We start from the raw sequence: 16,734 nt of genomic DNA on the forward strand, positions 1-16,734 counted from the left end.
CTTTTTTGATTGACAACTTTTAGTTTTCTTCTGGTAAAATAGACGAGTTGGTTTTAGACTCTTCCTTTTTAATTTTACTTAACTCGGTTTTAGCTTCTTCTACCACATCTGTAAAATCTTTAAAATTCTCTATTACACTTTCTAAAATATAAGTAGCTTGAAACGCATCGTTTAAAGCATAAAAATTCTTAGCCATAAGCACTAAGCCTTTTGCACTGTAATATTTATATCCAGAATAATCTTTTGCCAATTGCTGTACAGATATGTTAGACGCTTCGTAATTACCCTCTTTATTTTTAAAATAAGCATTGTAATACAAAGCCTCGGCAGCTGTTTCTCCAGTGGCTACTTTTTCTACTTTTGCAAAAGCTATTTTTGCTTTGTCTTCGTCTCCTGTTTTTATTGCAGAACGCGCTATAATAATATGGGCATCACTTTTAATTTTATTATCTATTTTAGAACTTGCTAATACCTTATCTGCATATAAAACAGCATTGTTATATTCTTCTAGTTGATAATGTGCTTTCATTAAATTAGACTGTGCAAACACCACATTTTGAGGACGATTTGCTTCGGTTTCTAATCGTTTTAGTAAGGCCATAGCTGTTTGCCAATCTTTCTTTTCTAAGTAAAATTGAGATAAGCGAGATAAGGCTTCCTCGGTAAATTCGCTATGCGAAGCCTCGACCACATATTTATAATGTGGTGCTGCATTACCAGTTAAGTCTTTTTTATAGTATAATTGTGCAATATAAAAGTGCGCTTGTAAAACATGCAACCCGTTAGCAAACTGATTTAAATATCCGTTAAATTGCTTAATGGCTTTGTCTGTATTATTGTCTAAGTACTGTTTTTCTGCTGCTTCGTAGGTGGCGTTATCTAAATCGGCATCGGTAACATCTACATAGTCTAAAGTTTTTACCCATTTAGCGTAATCATCTACTCGACCTAAATCTATATAAATTAAACGTGTTGTTGCTACAGATTGTACAGCTTCTGGCGTGCCAGGATAATCTGTTGCGACCTTTTTAAATTTTGTTAAAGCTTGTTCGTTTTTACTAGCATTATAATATACCAAGCCTTGACGCAACAATGCTTTTGGTACAAACGAGCTCATTTTGTATTCTGAGCTTAAACGGTTATAAACCGCCATGGCTTTGTCTGTTTGATTTTCTTTTACATACGAATTACCAAGCGCGTACATGGCATCGTCTCTTAATTTTGAATCTGGATATGCTTTAATAAACACCTCTAATTCTGATATTTTTTTAGATGAATCGCCAACATAACCAGCACTTAATGCTTTTTGAAAAAAAGCGTAATCTGAATCTATTTCACCTATACTAATTGCATTGTTATAAGCAGCAATAGCTTGCGAATACTGACTTGACACAAAATGCCCATCGCCTAAACGTAAATAGGCATCATTTAATCTTACTTTATCTTCTTTATTATTTGATATAAATTGATTGAAATATTCTGTAGATTTCGAATAGTTTTTCTGCTTAAAATAAGTGTAAGCTAAATTATAATTGATGTTTTGATACTCTGGTGTGGTTGATGATTCTGCTTGCTGCACAAATTGTTTAAAACCAATTAAAGCATCATCATAATTTGTTATATTATAATCTGTTTCGGCTTTCCAAAAAGTTGCACGTGCGGTGTATATATTGTTATGCGCTTCTTTTAACGATTTATTTAAAAGTGCTTTAGCCCCAATATAATCGCCTTCGTTATACAACTCTAAACCTCTATAAAAAGCTACTTTTTGGTATGCTTGCTTATTTTCGAAACTGTGCTTACCATCTAACAACTTAAGTGCCTCTTTATAGTTTTTTGATGTAATATAAGAGTCTATTAAAAGTGTTTCTACCTCATCTTTATAACTTGTTTTAGGGTATTTTTCTAGATATGCAGCCAAAACTTGTGGCGCAGATTGGTATGGGTTCCCTATTTCGTAACTAATTTTCGCATAGTTTAACCAAGCATCTTCTTGAATTTTTAAATCGTAATTCATCTGAGACGCATTTCTAAAAGCATTTAAGGCCTCTTGTTTTTTGTCTACATTAATATAACTTTCTCCTAAATGGTAATACGCATTTTGAGCTGTTGCATTTTTACCACCAATAATTTTATTAAATTCTGAAATCGCCTTATTATAATCGCCTTGCTTATAGTATGCGTAACCTAATTGATAAAAATCAATGTTATTCCATTTTCCTTTTTTACCTTTATATTCAGTTAAATACGGAATAGCTTCTGCATATTTTTCTAGGTTAAAATAACTCTCTCCAATTATTTTTGACAACTCTGACACTTCCTCGCGTGTACTTGTTTTTAATCGCTCTTTAGCTAGCTCAATAGCTTTCTCGAACTTTCCTAATTTAAAATGTAAATCGGCTTGATAATAAGATAGTTTTTCTTTGTAGCGTTCTTGGTCGTTTACCTGCTCAAAATACGCGTTAGCCTTATCGTAATCATCGCCTTCATAAGCCATAAAACCAATGTAATATTTAGCTTGAGAACCGTATTCTTTAGAGTTTTCTACTTTACTTAAATACTTTTTTGCATCTTTAAATTGTTTGGTAGTAAATGCAGTGTACCCGTTATTAAAATAGAATTTTTCTTTCTCACTTTGTCCCAAAGCATTAACATCTACTTTATTATACCATTTTCTGGCGTAAGAGTATTTTCCGTTGGCAAAATAATAATCGGCCACATCTACAAAAGCAGTGTTACGCTTTGTGCTTGTTGGATAATCTTCCACGAAATTTTCTATAAGGCTATCTGCATTTTGCTGGTTTAAGCGCACTGCACAATTGGCTATATAATATGCACAGTCTGACAGTAAAACCTCTTCTTTAGCTGTCTTTTTTACTGTATTAAACATAGACTGAGACGCCCTGTATTGCTGATTATTGTATAGCGAAAGGGCCTTTTGATAATCAACTAAATTACTTGTATAAGTTGCAGATTGTTGGGCTATAATTTGGAAACTAAAACCTAAAGCAACCAAAAAGGAAACACCGATTTTCTTAGTCATTAACAATTCGTTTTTAATTTAAAATCAAAGATAATTCAATATAAAATGTATAACGCAACAATCGTGCTATAATTATAAAACAAACTATTAAATATTAAAAAATGATATATAAAAATCTCTCTATAAAGTTTTACATAACTTATATTGAACTTTTAACTTTTTAGTAATACTTTTACCTAGCTTTAAAATTAACTTTATGTCTACCCCCATTTTACAATTAAAAAACGCTTCTATTTTTCAAGGTGATAGCTTAGTGCTTCGCGATGTTAACGTTGAAATTAACAAAGGAGAGTTTGTATACTTAATAGGAAAAACAGGAACAGGAAAAAGTAGTTTTATGAAAACGCTTTATGGAGATTTAGTACTTAATGAAGGAGAAGGCCATATTGTAGATTACGATTTAAAAACTTTAAAAGAAAAAGACATTCCTTTTTTACGTAGAAAACTGGGAGTTGTTTTTCAAGATTTTAAACTACTTAGCGACAGAACTATAAACGATAATTTATTATTTGTTTTAAAAGCTACTGGCTGGAAAGACAAAACTAAAATGAATACACGCGTAGAAGAAGTTTTAGATAAAGTAGACATGAAAACCAAAGGTTTTAAATTTCCGCACGAACTTTCTGGAGGCGAGCAACAGCGTATTGCCATAGCTAGAGCCTTACTTAACAACCCAGAACTTATTTTAGCCGATGAGCCTACTGGTAATTTAGACCCGCAAACCAGCATAGAGGTTATGGAGGTTTTACAAGAAATTAATAAAAATGGCAACACTATACTTATGGCCACACACGATTATGCATTGCTTTTAAAATACCCTAGCAAAACTTTAAAGTGCGATAATAGCGAGGTGTACGAAGTTGTACAGCGAAAAGGATAGCTTATTTGTTTTTTTTATAAATATGCGGGTTTTTTCTAATGCCTTTTTTAAACACTTTTCTTATTAGCATTCTTAAACTTGCATCGGCATCTAAAATTAAATTTTTTAATGTGTCTCCTGGTCTTCCTCTAAATTTTGTAACATGAAATTTATCAGATGCTCTTAATGGTAAATCGTTAAAATAATAGTTGGATATACAGCGTCTACTACTATCTACTTTAACTTTATTTACAGAGTGCCAAGATTTACTGTGCGTAGCCATAACTACCAACCTATTAAACTTACTTTCTATCTCTACAGGTTCTTTTTTAAGTCCGTTAGGCCACAACTCTAAATGTCCGCCATGCTCTAATTCCCAATTAGGCGTTACATAATAAAGTAAATTTAAAACACGCCAACGCTGTCTTTTTGCGTCATGGGAATTATCTAGATGTGGATGCAAAAAGTTATGTTTTGCCATTAAAGAAATACCACCAGCATAAAGAGACTCATCTGCAAATAGTGTGTTTATATTACATATATTGCCTATTAAATTTACAATTCTATAATCTTGAAAAGCATAGATTACATTTTCTAGTAACTTATTATGCTTATCCATTTGAGCAGAAACATACTTATACTCTCTAATACTTTTAAGACATTTCATTTCTGTTTTATCTGGAAAAACCTCACTCAATTTTAAAGCTAAATCTTTAGGCAACAAATCGTCTATATAAAAATAACCAATACTTGATTTAGAACTGTTGTAGGTTCTAGCTAGAGCATCTTTATTCTCGCTTATTTTATTATAAATTAATTCTGAAACCTCGCCAGACTCGACCATATCCATAAAAACATTTTGCGCGGTAATGTATAACTTTTATATGAAATATTTTATACAGAATTAAAACCTTATTTTTACGTCTTTACAAAAAGAACATGATTTCAATTCTTATTCCAACTTTTAATTATAACATTGTACCATTGGTTAATGAGTTATACAAACAAGTTACTAAAGAAAAAATTAATTTTGAAATTTTAGTTTATGATGACGGTTCGATTTCTGACATTAATAAGAAAAATGAAGCCATAAACACTTTAAATAATTGCTTATTTAAAGTGTTACCAAATAATATTGGAAGAAGCGCTATTAGAAACTTACTTGGGCAAAATGCTAAATATGAAAATCTTTTATTTTTAGACGCCGACGTTTTTCCTTTTAATAAAAATTTTATAAAAAACTACATAAATCACCCTACCAATAATGTTGTATATGGAGGTATTGTACAAACAAACAAACCTCCAAAAAAACCTAAAAAGCTAAGGTGGATTTACACTAAAAAGAGAGAACAATTTATAATTAACTCTGCAAACTTCTTAATTTCGAAAGACACTTTTAACCAGTATTCGTTTGACGAAAGTTTAAAAAAATACGGTTGCGAAGATGTTTGCTTTTTTGAAGTACTAATTAATAATAACATACAATTAAACCATATAAACAACCCTGTAGTACATTACGGAAATGATAACGCCAAAGTTTTTATAAAAAAAACAAATCAAGCCTTAGAAAACTTAATGCTTTTAATTGACGAAAATAAAATTAGTATAAATAAATACCAGGTTTCTAAATTACATAATAAGGTAAGTTACTTAAAACTAGATTTTTTTATATCTTTTGTTTTTAAATTAATAAAACCCTTACTTATAATAAACTTCAATTCTTCTTTTCCCTCTCTTATACTTTACGATTTTTATAGGTTAGGTTATTTTTGCACCTTAAAAATAAAAAAATAATGCCTTTTTTTTCTGTAGTTATTCCGTTATACAATAAAGAAAAATACATTCTTAAAACTTTAGAGAGTGTCATAAATCAAACTTTTATTGATTTTGAAATTATTGTTATTAATGATGGAAGCACCGATGGCAGTTTAAACCAGGTAAAAAAAATAAAAGATTCTAGGCTATTTACTTATTCTCAAGAAAACCATGGGCTTTCTGCTGCTAGAAATGTTGGGATAAAAAAAGCCAAATCTAATTACATTGCTCTTTTAGACGCTGATGATTTGTGGTGTGAAGATTATTTGCAGACTATTTTTAATATAATAAAACGTGATAACACATTAAAAATTATTGCTACCGCAGCAGAAACTTGCAAAGAAAACACTAAAATAAATTTAAGAGCAGAAGTTTTTAACGAAAATCAGATTGTAACTCTATCAAATTATTTTAGCCTGAAACGAAATATTTTTACCCCAAGCTCTCTGGTTATCAAGAAAAATATTTTTGAATCCATTGGTTTTTTTGATGATAAAATAAATTATGGAGAGGAGGAAGATTTTTTTATAAGATGTTTTAGTTTATACCATATTACCCATTACAAATCTGCTAAAGTTTATTATTTAACAGGTATAGAGGGCCAATTAACATCGCCAAATCAAGAAACAAAAAGAATAATTCCAGATTATACAAAGTATTTAACTAATAAAAACGAACACAAACTCAAGCCTTATATTGACTTTATTTATTATAAATTAGTAGTACTATATAAAATGGAAAAAAATGATGTGCTTGTCAATTTCTACAAAGCTAAAATTGATGTATCTAACCTTTCTTTTGAAAAAAAAATAAAATACTATTTACCTACTAAACTATTTTACTCTATTAAGAAAACTTATATCTGGTTAAAAAGCTTTTCCCATTCCTGAATTACTTTATCTTCTAAAAAAACTTCAAGACCTAGAGAAGTATTCTTTTTAATTTCATTATATAAAAAATTATCAAGCAGCTTATTAAGAGCCAAGGTAAAGTCTTCTTCATTTTGATTATCGACCAAGAACCCATTTACATTATTCTTAATAATTTCGCTGGGCCCACTTTTACAATTAAAAGCTACTACTGGTACGTTTAAAGTTAAAGCTTCTAGCAATACCATTGGAAAACCTTCTACTTTACTCGTTAAAGCTAAGGCCTTAGCATTTTTAATTAAATTAAATGGATTGTCTCTAAAAGCTAGAAACACCACGTCATTATTTAATTGCAAATTTATTATTAACGACCTAAGTCTTTTTTTTTCTGGCCCATCTCCAAGAATTAATAATTTTATGCCTTGTTGGTGCAAGTTAGAATTATAATAACTTCTTATTAACTTATCAAACTGTTTAATATTGGTTAACCTACCAACCCCTATGACATAATCGCCATAATTACTTTTTGACTCTTTAGACAAATCAATATCATCAAAATTTAAAAAATTATAGATAGTAACACTTTCTAATTTTAACTTAGAGTATAAGTATTCTTCTATTGTTTTACAAACAGTAACAAAAGTTCTATTTTTTGCATGTGGATAAATAGCTAACCAAGGCTTACTTAAAAAGGAGAAATAATACTCTAACCTATAATTATGTATACAATAAATTACATGAGAAGCATTAAATATAAACTTAGAAAATATAACTTCTTTAAAAAACTTATCTCTAAGTCTGTGATCTATAATATAATCGAAGGTGTTTTCTTTAAAAAACTGTCTTAATTTAATAAACGCTTTTATTCTATTATGCTTAAGCTTAATTAAACCAAAATTATATAAATGCCCATTATATGAATAATTAATTATATCCTGCATAGAAAAAACAGTAACCTCATGGCCCTTTTTACTTAACGCAATAGACATGTTAGCTGCTACTTTTTCTGCTCCACCAGAACTTAAACTATCTGTTAAAATGCATATTTTTTTAGTCATTTTGTTTAACAAACTCTTTATCAAAATCTATTGCATTTACAACTTTACGATTTCTAGGTTTAAATTTTGAAGAAAATATGCTATGTTCAACCTGCATACTTTTATGTAATACACCAAATACATGACCTACAGACTCATAAGTATGATCTGCCATAAATTTTCTATTGGGTATGTATTGAAAGTCTTTTGGATACTCAAAGTTATTAGAGGTCCAAAGAAGAAATGGAATTTTAAACATAGTAGCAGTTAAGCGTTCTTCATTTCTTCCAAAAAAATCTGTACCCTCATCATATAGGTTTTCACCATGGTCTGAAAGATACACTAAAGCACTCTTTTTACCACTTCCTTTTAGCTTATCTATTAAAGTGTGTACAATATAATCGTTATAATAAACTGCGTTATCATAATGATTTAAAATCTTTTCTTCTTTTGATAAATTTAATTGCTCTTTACCATACTTTTTAAAGGCTTCAGGATATCTTTTGTTGTAATCAAAGTGAGTTCCAATTAGCCTTACAAACACAGCCTTTTTACCCGGCTTTTTTAAAATTTCGCTATAATCTGGTAACAAAACGCCATCTAAAGTTGTGCTATGTTTATCAATATTATGATTAAAAAACTTAAACTCTTTTGACCGAGACGCAATTTTACTTGTTACATTATCATGATAACTAATTGGTCGTTGGTTAGACAACCAGTAAGTATTATACCCTGCAGCATTAAAAACTTCAACAATATTATATTGTTCTTCTTGTTTATTACTTACATCTATGGATGTTAATATTTTAGGCATAGCCTTTAAAGTTAACACATCTGATGAAACTACGTTTTCAAATATAAACAGACTGTCTTTAATAGAATTAAGTAACGGTGTATTCTCTCGCTTATACCCATAAATTTGCATATGTGTTCTTACTGTAGATTCTCCCAAAACAAAAACTAGCACCTCATTATTTGAAGTTATTACCAAATCTTGACTATCTATATTCTCATTAAATTTCGTATTGTTTTGTAAGTCTACATAACCGTAAACACCTCTTACAATATTATGATACACATTACTTTCTATAAATCCTGTATACTTTAAACCAAAACAAACAGCTAAAAAACCCAGCACACCAACTATAACATTCTTAAAACCAAATACTTTAAACTTATATTTTTTTATTTTAAAAAACAATACAACCCCAACTATAAAAAATAATACAATAGGCAGACTAACATAAGAAGATACAAACTCATTCAATTCACCTTTATTTGACTCTAAAAGTAGGTACATAAACGAAGATGAAAAATTTGAAGAAATTGCCATATAAGAAACGGTCTCTAAAACAACATAGCTAACATAAAATAAACTAACTAAGTTAATTAAGCCATTCCCTTTAATACTAGCTGCATAAAATAGAAAGACAACACCTATAAAAAAAACAACATCCTCTACAATATCTTGTAAATCAAACAGTTTCCAATCTATAAACAAAGTCAAAAAAAGATATTTACATAATAAAGGAAAACTTAAAACAAGTATAATTTTAAAATTTTTTATCATTTCGTTTTAAATAAGTTTCATTCTTAAAATATATAAAAACACCAACTGTTATTAAGTATAATATTGAACTTAAAATATACGCATAAAAAACTCCCTCAAGTTTAAATATTTCAATAAAATATAAACTAAAAATATAAAATGATATATACAATATAGAATCGCTAATAAAATAAAATGCTACCATTTTTTTAGCATGAAATTGATAGGCTAAAGAAAAAGCAATAATTTTAATAAAATCTCCAATAAACTGTAAATGAAAAAATTGTTCTATAGATTTAAACTCATTTGTTAAAAATATTTTAATTAACAAACTTCTTAACAAAAACATAGAAGTGAATAAAACACATGCTAAAGGTATTATATACATAAAGTATGTTTTCATTATCTTAGAGTACCCTAAAATAGTTTTATTTACAGACAGTTTTGGCAGTAAATACAACGTAAAAAGCGATGAAAAAAAAACCATATAAAATGCAGATATTTTATTTACTGCTTCCCATAAGCCTGCTGTTTCTGAATTAAAATCTGATATAATTTTATTTCGAATAAACAAATAAGCTAAACTTATTAATATTGATGAATAAGTTGCCATTATTAAATAAACAGAAATAGACTTTAAAAAAACAATAGATACGTTTTTAATATTTACAAAAACTTTTAACAAATGGTATCTAACCTCTTTAAAAATTAGACTTACCACAAAGGTTAAAATTGGTATTATTACACTTGCTAACAACGCGCCCTTTAAACCCCAATAATATATTAAAAGTACGGTAAACAAAGCATTAAAAAGGTTTGTAATAGTTACTATTACTGTATAAAGCTTAAGTTTTTGCAATCCATTTAATATGTAAATAATTACAAAATTTAAAGATACAAAAGGCAAACAAACCCCTAAATATTTTAAAACATAAGCTAACGAAGCATCTTTAAGAATAAAAACACTTAAAAAATCTGAAAAACAAAATAAACACAAGCCTAAAATTAAAGATATAGCCAAACACATACCAATAACAGAAGTTATAATTAGGTCTAACTTTTTACTATCTTTTTTACTCTCTGCAACGTATTTAATTATACCACTTTGAAACCCTGTAGCAGAGACACCCAAAATTCCTTGAAGTAAATTTTTAAAATTCCCAACAATAGCATAACCAGATGGCCCCAAGTAAATAGCACTAATTTTAGAAATAATAAAAGAAGAAATAAGCTTTCCAAAAACAACAAGACTGTTATAGGAAAAAACTTTAAAAAATGTATTACTTAATATTTTATTTAACACCTTAACATTACATTCTATTTAGAGTCGCTTTCAACCCCAAAAAGGGAACTACTAAATATCATTAAAATAACTGCATAATACAACATATAACTCACAAAATGGCCAATTACAGCTCCTTTAACACCATATATATCTATAAAATAGACACTTGTAAGGTATAATATTAAAACAAAAAAAGCTTCGGTTATAACAAAGTGCCAAAACATTTTTTTTGCCAAAAACTGGTATGCTATTACTAAAGATAAAACTCTTATAAAATCGCCTAACAATTGCCATAAAAATAAATCTTCTACAGGTTTAAAATCTGAAGAAAAAATTAAATCGATAACATAAGATCTAGATAAATATATAACAATTAAAACGACACTAAAAGCAGGTATAATAGCTTTATACAAAGTAAGCACCTCTTTTCTAAACTCTTTAACACTTACTATTTCTGAAAATCGAGGAAGTATGTAAAGTGTCATTAAAGTACCTATAAACATAGAGTAATACTTAGAAATACGCGTTATGGCTTCCCAAAAACCAGCCTCTTTATATCCAATGTTATCTATAATATACGAGCGAATTGCTAATGCTATTAAAGGCACAATTACAGCCGAAAACAAAGCTATAATTGAATTAGGACTCATTTGTTTAAAAGTATCTAAACTAATATTTTTAACCTGTATTAAACCAACTAAACTTCGTCTATTAATAATACCAACCAACGTTATTAAAAACACTAAAGACTCTGCTATTACAACAGATATTAATGCGCCATCAAGCTCTCTTTGATATATTAAAAGCAACGCTATAGTTACACCTAAAACCTGACCAATAATATTAATTATTATAAGAATTTTATACTTAGAAAACCCATTCATAATCGAAAACACAAACATGTTTAAAGAATAAAAAGGCAAGGCTATGGCAAAAATCTTTATAACATAATCATAGTTATTATAGGTTGGAAAAATAAACTCGTTAATAAGACTAGCATTAAAATAACAGAAAAAAGAAGCTAATATGGTAGCAATAAAGCCCAAATAAAACACTGTAGAGATGGTTTTACTTAGTTGTAAGGCGTCTTCTTTAAATTTAGATATCTGTTTTACTACACCATTATACAAGCCTAAAACAGATAGTGTTTGGGTAGAACTTACAAAGTTTTGTAAATTACCTATAAGCGCTAAACCTTCTACTCCAATAAATATAGCTATAGCTTTAGATGTTAATAAACCTGCAATAACCCTAGCAAAAACAGCTGCCATTTTTAAAGACATTATTTTAACTAGAACATTAGTGTTTATATAATCTATAAGTTTTTTCAATATTTTGAGATACTATTATTTCTTGAAAAATTATGATTTAATATTTACAGTTATTACCATAAATTGAGAGTTCAAATATACAAAATGAATTAACTTATAAACTTTTATTTCATTTTACATAAATTATAATGCCATTATTTATTTCGAATTACTATCCTTTTTTATATGATTTTACCAAATAAAAAATATTAATACCAAATATAGCTCCGTTAGTTATTATAATAGGCATAGACTGAATGAAACCCCCATAAACAACAAATAGTAAACACCCAAAGGTATTTACTATTCGTAATTTTGTTACCGATTTCATTAAAAATGAAATAAGTACAGTAGCCATAGCGGTGTAACCCAACCATTCTACAACCAACACTCCTAAGAGTGTCATTATATCGTTTTATTTCTTTTACGATCTACTTCTGTTAACCAAATTTTACGTAAACGTAAGTGGTTTGGTGTAACCTCTACGTATTCGTCTTTTTGAATATATTCTAAAGCTTCTTCTAACGAGAATTTAATAGCTGGTACAATTTTAGCCTTATCATCTGCTCCAGAAGAACGTACGTTACTTAACTTTTTAGTTTTAGTTACGTTAACTGTCATATCATCGCCACGAGAGTTTTCTCCAATTACTTGACCTTCGTAAATATCTTCTCCTGGATCTACAAAAAACTTACCTCTATCTTGTAATTTATCAATAGAATAAGGAATTGCTTGACCTTTCTCCATAGATACTAACGATCCATTTTGACGTTCTGGAATACCTCCTTTTAATGGTTGGTACTCTTTAAAACGGTGCGCCATAATAGCTTCACCAGCAGTAGCTGTTAATAATTGGTTACGTAACCCAATAATACCTCTAGAAGGTACAATAAACTCACAAACCATTCTATCTCCTTTAGCCTCCATGCTTAACATTTCACCTTTACGTAGCGTAACCATTTCGATAGCTTTACCAGAAACAGTTTCTGGCAAATCAATAGTCATTTCCTCTACAGGCTCACATTTAACACCATCAATTTCTTTAATAATAACTTGAGGTTGTCCAATTTGAAGCTCGTAACCTTCACGACGCATAGTTTCTATTAAAACCGATAAGTGTAATACACCACGACCAAAAACTAAAAATTTATCGGCACTATCTGTTTCATTTACACGTAGAGCTAAGTTTTTCTCAAGCTCTTTGTTTAAACGGTCTTTAATATGTCTAGATGTTACAAACTTACCGTCTTGCCCAAAGAAAGGCGAATCGTTAATTGTAAATAACATGCTCATTGTAGGCTCATCAATAGCAATTGTTTTAAGTCCTTCAGGGTTTTCAAAATCGGCAACAGTATCACCTATTTCAAAACCTTCAAGACCAACAATAGCACAAATATCACCAGTTTGTACTTCTTCTACTTTTAAACGTCCTAAACCTTCAAAAACATGAAGTTCTTTAATTTTATTTTTAACAATAGAACCATCTCTTTTTACTAAAGATATGTTTTGTCCTACTTTAAGTTCGCCTCTTGTTAATCTACCAATAGCAATTCTTCCTGTAAAAGAAGAGAAATCTAAAGATGTAATTAACATTTGCGTAGTACCTTCTTCAATTTTTGGTTCTGGAATATGGTCTATAACCATGTCTAATAGTGGCTCAATGTTTTCGGTTTCATTCTTCCAATCATCACTCATCCAGTTATTCTTAGCAGAACCGTATACTGTAGGGAAATCCAACTGCCATTCTTCTGCACCTAATTCAAACATTAAATCGAACACTTTTTCGTGTACTTCGTCTGGTGTACAGTTTTCTTTATCAACTTTATTTACTACCACACAAGGTTTTAATCCTAAATCGATTGCTTTTTGTAATACAAAACGCGTTTGTGGCATTGGTCCTTCAAAAGCATCAACCAATAATAAAACACCATCGGCCATGTTTAAAACACGCTCTACTTCTCCACCAAAATCGGCGTGACCAGGAGTATCGATAATATTAATCTTAGTGTCCTTATAAATTACAGATACGTTTTTAGAGGTAATAGTAATTCCTCTTTCACGTTCTAAATCGTTATTATCAAGAATTAAATCACCAGTATTTTCGTTTTCACGAAATAACTGACAGTGATACATAATTTTATCAACCAAGGTAGTTTTACCGTGATCTACGTGTGCAATAATTGCAATATTTTTAATAGTAGCCATAATTGTGCCTTATTTTAAGCCTGCAAAGGTACATGTTATTTAGTTAATTATATGTTATAATTTAAAGGTTTTATAATAATTTAAACTCAATTTCGTTAAATTTATAGTTCTAGCCAATCTCTCAACAATAAAAACCTTAAATTATGTCCCTAATTAATAGATACACCAAGTATATACCATACCTTTATTTTATTATAGTTACAGCTTGTTGGTTTACAGCTGTTAACAAAACAGAAGGCATTACTGCTTTTCCTATTTTAATACTAGCAATTCCATTTTTATGGCAACTTATTAAACCTAATAAAACTTTAAACTTTTCTTTAGGTATAACATTTATGTGTTTGTCATCGTACTTAATAATAGCACATTTAGCACATATTGTAAATGCTGCATCGTTTATTTTATCTGCTACAAATATGTCTATATTCGGTTGGATTTTTGTTTTAGCTAATTTTATTATGGCCCTTTGGATTATTAGAAATAGTATTAAAACTAGCTTTTAATTTAACTATCTTTGCGGCTTAAATTTAAGCACAATGACTCTTCAAAATATACCAAAAATTAAACACGTTAATGCTAACAATTTCTTTTTGCTTTGTGGCCCATGCGCTATAGAGGGAGAAGACATGGCACTTCGTATTGCAGAAAAAGTAATTACTATTACTAATAAACTAGAAATTCCTTACATCTTTAAAGGTAGTTTTAAAAAAGCAAACCGAAGCAGAATAGATAGTTTTACAGGTATAGGAGACGAAAAAGCCCTTAAAATACTTAAAAAAGTTTCAGATACCTTTAATGTACCAACGGTAACAGATATTCACGAAGTTAGTGATGCTGCTCTTGCTGCGCAATATGTAGATGTATTGCAAATTCCTGCCTTTTTAGTACGCCAAACCGATTTGGTTGTAGCTGCTGCAAAAACAGGAAAAGTAGTTAACCTAAAAAAAGGACAATTTATGAGTCCTGAAGCTATGCAACACGCAGTACAAAAAGTAAAAGATGCTGGCAGCGATAAAGCATGGATTACAGATAGAGGCACCATGTTTGGTTACCAAGACATGATTGTAGATTTTCGAGGCATACCAACCATGAGGCAATACGCACCAACCATACTAGACGTTACACACTCTTTACAACAACCTAACCAAACAAGTGGTGTTACAGGCGGACGTCCAGACATGATAGAAACCATAGCTAGAGCTGGTGTTGTAAACCACGTAGACGGTTTGTTTATAGAAACACATTTCGACCCAGCAAATGCCAAAAGCGATGGGGCTAACATGTTACATCTAGACCATTTAGAAAAGCTTTTAACAAACCTTACAACCATAAGAAAAACAATAAACTCTTTATAAATTTTATAATACGCAATTATTGTAATGCAACCTACTACATATAAATCCATTTTAGGATTAACCATTTTTATTTTTTCTTCTATCCTATTTGCTCAAGAAACAGATACAAAAAAGTTTACAGCTTCAAACAAAGGCAAATTTTATGCAAGTTGGGGAGGAAACCGAGCATCATTTTCACAATCAGACATTCATTTTACAGGCGAAAATTACGATTTCACTATAAAAAATGCCACTGCAGACGATAAAGGAAAAGGTTGGCATATAGATTATATAAACCCAACCAGACTTACCATACCGCAAACCAATGCAAAACTAGGTTACTTTATTTCAGACAAATACTCGGTAGCCCTAGGTCTAGACCACATGAAGTATGTAATGACCCGAAACAAATACCGTGCTGTAGAAGGTTATATAAACCTACCAGACCAAGAACCCGGTAGTATTTACAATAAAACCTATAGAAACCAATACACCTTTGTTTCAGAAGACTTTTTAAAATTCGAACACACAGACGGGCTAAATTACATACACGCCGAAATATCTAGACACGACGACATTTCGTCTCTATTCAAAATAAAAAACACCGATATTTTTCAAATAAACATATCCGAAGGTATTTCTGGAGGCATCTTATTACCTCGAACAAACTCAACCCTTTTAGGCAAAGAACGTTACGATCAATTTCACCTATCAGGCTACGGTATGTCGCTTCGTGCTGGGCTCGATTTTACGTTCTTTAAACACTTTTTTATTCAACTCGATTTAAAAGGAGGCTATATAAACATGAACGACATTAGAACCACAAACAACAGTACAGATAAAGCCTCGCAACACTTTATGTACCTACAAAGAGTCGTTGCCTTTGGTGGTAAATTTAGACTGTAAACAAACACACATTATTAGCGCGAGTTTTTAAAAAAAATAAAAACCGCGCTATCCGTTATATCTTTTTTTTGCCATATACGGCAGCAAAAAAAAGGATGTCACTACTATCGCTCTCGCAACCACCAGCCAAGTTTATACCTACTTAATAAACCAAGCCCGTTTGCTTTCGCCAAGTATTCTAGATGCAGCATGCAATAGAGCCACAAAATTTTCATGATTCAAATCCTCTAATCGCTTTAGCTGTATAGACCGCACCTGTTTACGTTTATTATCATTTTTTAAAACAGGAAAATCTTTTTCAAGTAAAATACCCTGAACAAAACATACATCTACATAATCTTTACCCTTTAAAATATTTAAATAAATCATTGGTTTTTTATGACAATGATAAAACGGAATGCTATAACTATACCTTTCCTCCACCTCTGGTAACGCATGTAAAATAACACTACGCACGTAAAGCATAATAGATTGGTAAGGCTCCTTTTGGTTATAAAAATACGTATCTACAGGTTTCACATC

15 protein-coding genes are annotated in these 16,734 nt (G+C 30.1%); 6 read left to right on the top strand and 9 right to left on the bottom strand.

All coding sequences use genetic code 11. From position 1 onward, the window contains the following. Positions 1-19: 19 nt before the first annotated feature. Positions 20-3,043 carry a tetratricopeptide repeat protein gene (locus ABD715_RS13985; RefSeq protein ID WP_344788907.1) on the bottom strand — a complete coding sequence of 1,008 codons (3,024 nt, stop codon included), beginning with the start codon at positions 3,041-3,043 and terminating at the stop codon, positions 20-22. A 196-nt stretch (positions 3,044-3,239) separates the two neighbouring features. Between ABD715_RS13985 and ABD715_RS13990 the strand changes: the two genes are divergently transcribed. After that, positions 3,240-3,923: a cell division ATP-binding protein FtsE gene (locus ABD715_RS13990; RefSeq protein WP_344788908.1), complete on the top strand. Its 684-nt coding sequence runs from the start codon at positions 3,240-3,242 to the stop codon at positions 3,921-3,923. A gap of 1 nt (position 3,924) precedes the next feature. On the opposite strand, the gene ABD715_RS13995 is transcribed toward ABD715_RS13990, so the two are convergent. Continuing rightward, positions 3,925-4,752: a 2OG-Fe(II) oxygenase gene (locus tag ABD715_RS13995; protein WP_344788909.1), complete on the bottom strand. Its 828-nt coding sequence runs from the start codon at positions 4,750-4,752 to the stop codon at positions 3,925-3,927. Positions 4,753-4,841: 89 nt separating this feature from the next. On the opposite strand from ABD715_RS13995, the gene ABD715_RS14000 reads away from it, so the two are divergent. Together ABD715_RS14000 and ABD715_RS14005 are read left to right on the top strand one after the other, a co-directional pair. Beyond that, complete coding sequence (locus tag ABD715_RS14000) at positions 4,842-5,696, top strand: glycosyltransferase family 2 protein (RefSeq protein ID WP_344788910.1); 855 nt, start codon at positions 4,842-4,844, stop codon at positions 5,694-5,696. Then, positions 5,696-6,607, top strand: a complete 912-nt coding sequence (locus ABD715_RS14005; protein ID WP_344788912.1) for a glycosyltransferase family 2 protein — start codon at positions 5,696-5,698, stop codon at positions 6,605-6,607. Before ABD715_RS14000 ends, ABD715_RS14005 begins: the two co-directional genes overlap by 1 nt. Here the strand turns inward: ABD715_RS14005 and ABD715_RS14010 are convergent. The 6 genes from ABD715_RS14010 to typA form a co-directional block, all read right to left on the bottom strand. Continuing rightward, positions 6,574-7,644, bottom strand: coding sequence for a glycosyltransferase (locus tag ABD715_RS14010; protein WP_344788913.1), 1,071 nt, complete (start codon positions 7,642-7,644; stop codon positions 6,574-6,576). The two genes, ABD715_RS14005 and ABD715_RS14010, sit on opposite strands and share 34 nt — an antisense overlap. Continuing rightward, positions 7,637-9,130 (bottom strand): phosphoethanolamine transferase, encoded by a 1,494-nt coding sequence (locus ABD715_RS14015; RefSeq protein WP_344788914.1) that lies wholly within the window; start codon positions 9,128-9,130, stop codon positions 7,637-7,639. Before ABD715_RS14015 ends, ABD715_RS14010 begins: the two co-directional genes overlap by 8 nt. Positions 9,131-9,176: 46 nt before the next feature. After that, on the bottom strand, positions 9,177-10,475 hold the full coding sequence (locus ABD715_RS14020; protein ID WP_344788915.1) for an O-antigen translocase: 1,299 nt from the start codon (positions 10,473-10,475) through the stop codon (positions 9,177-9,179). A 14-nt stretch (positions 10,476-10,489) separates the two neighbouring features. Beyond that, the gene (locus ABD715_RS14025; RefSeq protein WP_344788916.1) at positions 10,490-11,788 is read right to left on the bottom strand and encodes an O-antigen translocase; all 1,299 of its coding nucleotides are present in this window, start codon (positions 11,786-11,788) and stop codon (positions 10,490-10,492) included. Positions 11,789-11,939: 151 nt separating this feature from the next. After that, a complete protein-coding gene (locus ABD715_RS14030) occupies positions 11,940-12,173 on the bottom strand; it encodes a uroporphyrinogen decarboxylase (protein ID WP_344788917.1) in 234 nt (77 codons plus the stop codon). Continuing rightward, positions 12,173-13,972 carry a translational GTPase TypA gene (gene typA, locus ABD715_RS14035; protein WP_344788918.1) on the bottom strand — a complete coding sequence of 600 codons (1,800 nt, stop codon included), beginning with the start codon at positions 13,970-13,972 and terminating at the stop codon, positions 12,173-12,175. The genes ABD715_RS14030 and typA overlap by 1 nt, the downstream gene beginning before the upstream one ends. Positions 13,973-14,115: 143 nt before the next feature. Between typA and ABD715_RS14040 the strand changes: the two genes are divergently transcribed. The 3 genes from ABD715_RS14040 to ABD715_RS14050 are packed head-to-tail and all read left to right on the top strand — an operon-like array spanning position 14,116 to position 16,212. Beyond that, the gene (locus tag ABD715_RS14040) at positions 14,116-14,475 is read left to right on the top strand and encodes a hypothetical protein (RefSeq protein ID WP_344788920.1); all 360 of its coding nucleotides are present in this window, start codon (positions 14,116-14,118) and stop codon (positions 14,473-14,475) included. 33 nt (positions 14,476-14,508) lie between these two features. After that, on the top strand, positions 14,509-15,327 hold the full coding sequence (gene kdsA, locus ABD715_RS14045) for a 3-deoxy-8-phosphooctulonate synthase (protein WP_344788921.1): 819 nt from the start codon (positions 14,509-14,511) through the stop codon (positions 15,325-15,327). Positions 15,328-15,351: 24 nt separating this feature from the next. Further along, entirely contained in the window at positions 15,352-16,212 is an 861-nt protein-coding gene (locus ABD715_RS14050; RefSeq protein ID WP_344788922.1) for a hypothetical protein, read from the top strand. A gap of 138 nt (positions 16,213-16,350) precedes the next feature. Here the strand turns inward: ABD715_RS14050 and ABD715_RS14055 are convergent, their stop codons facing one another. Beyond that, positions 16,351-16,731, bottom strand: a complete 381-nt coding sequence (locus ABD715_RS14055; RefSeq protein WP_344788923.1) for a DUF1801 domain-containing protein — start codon at positions 16,729-16,731, stop codon at positions 16,351-16,353. Positions 16,732-16,734: the final 3 nt, after the last annotated feature.

It is taken from the genome of Postechiella marina, from assembly GCF_039538365.1.
Classification (GTDB): domain Bacteria; phylum Bacteroidota; class Bacteroidia; order Flavobacteriales; family Flavobacteriaceae; genus Postechiella; species Postechiella marina.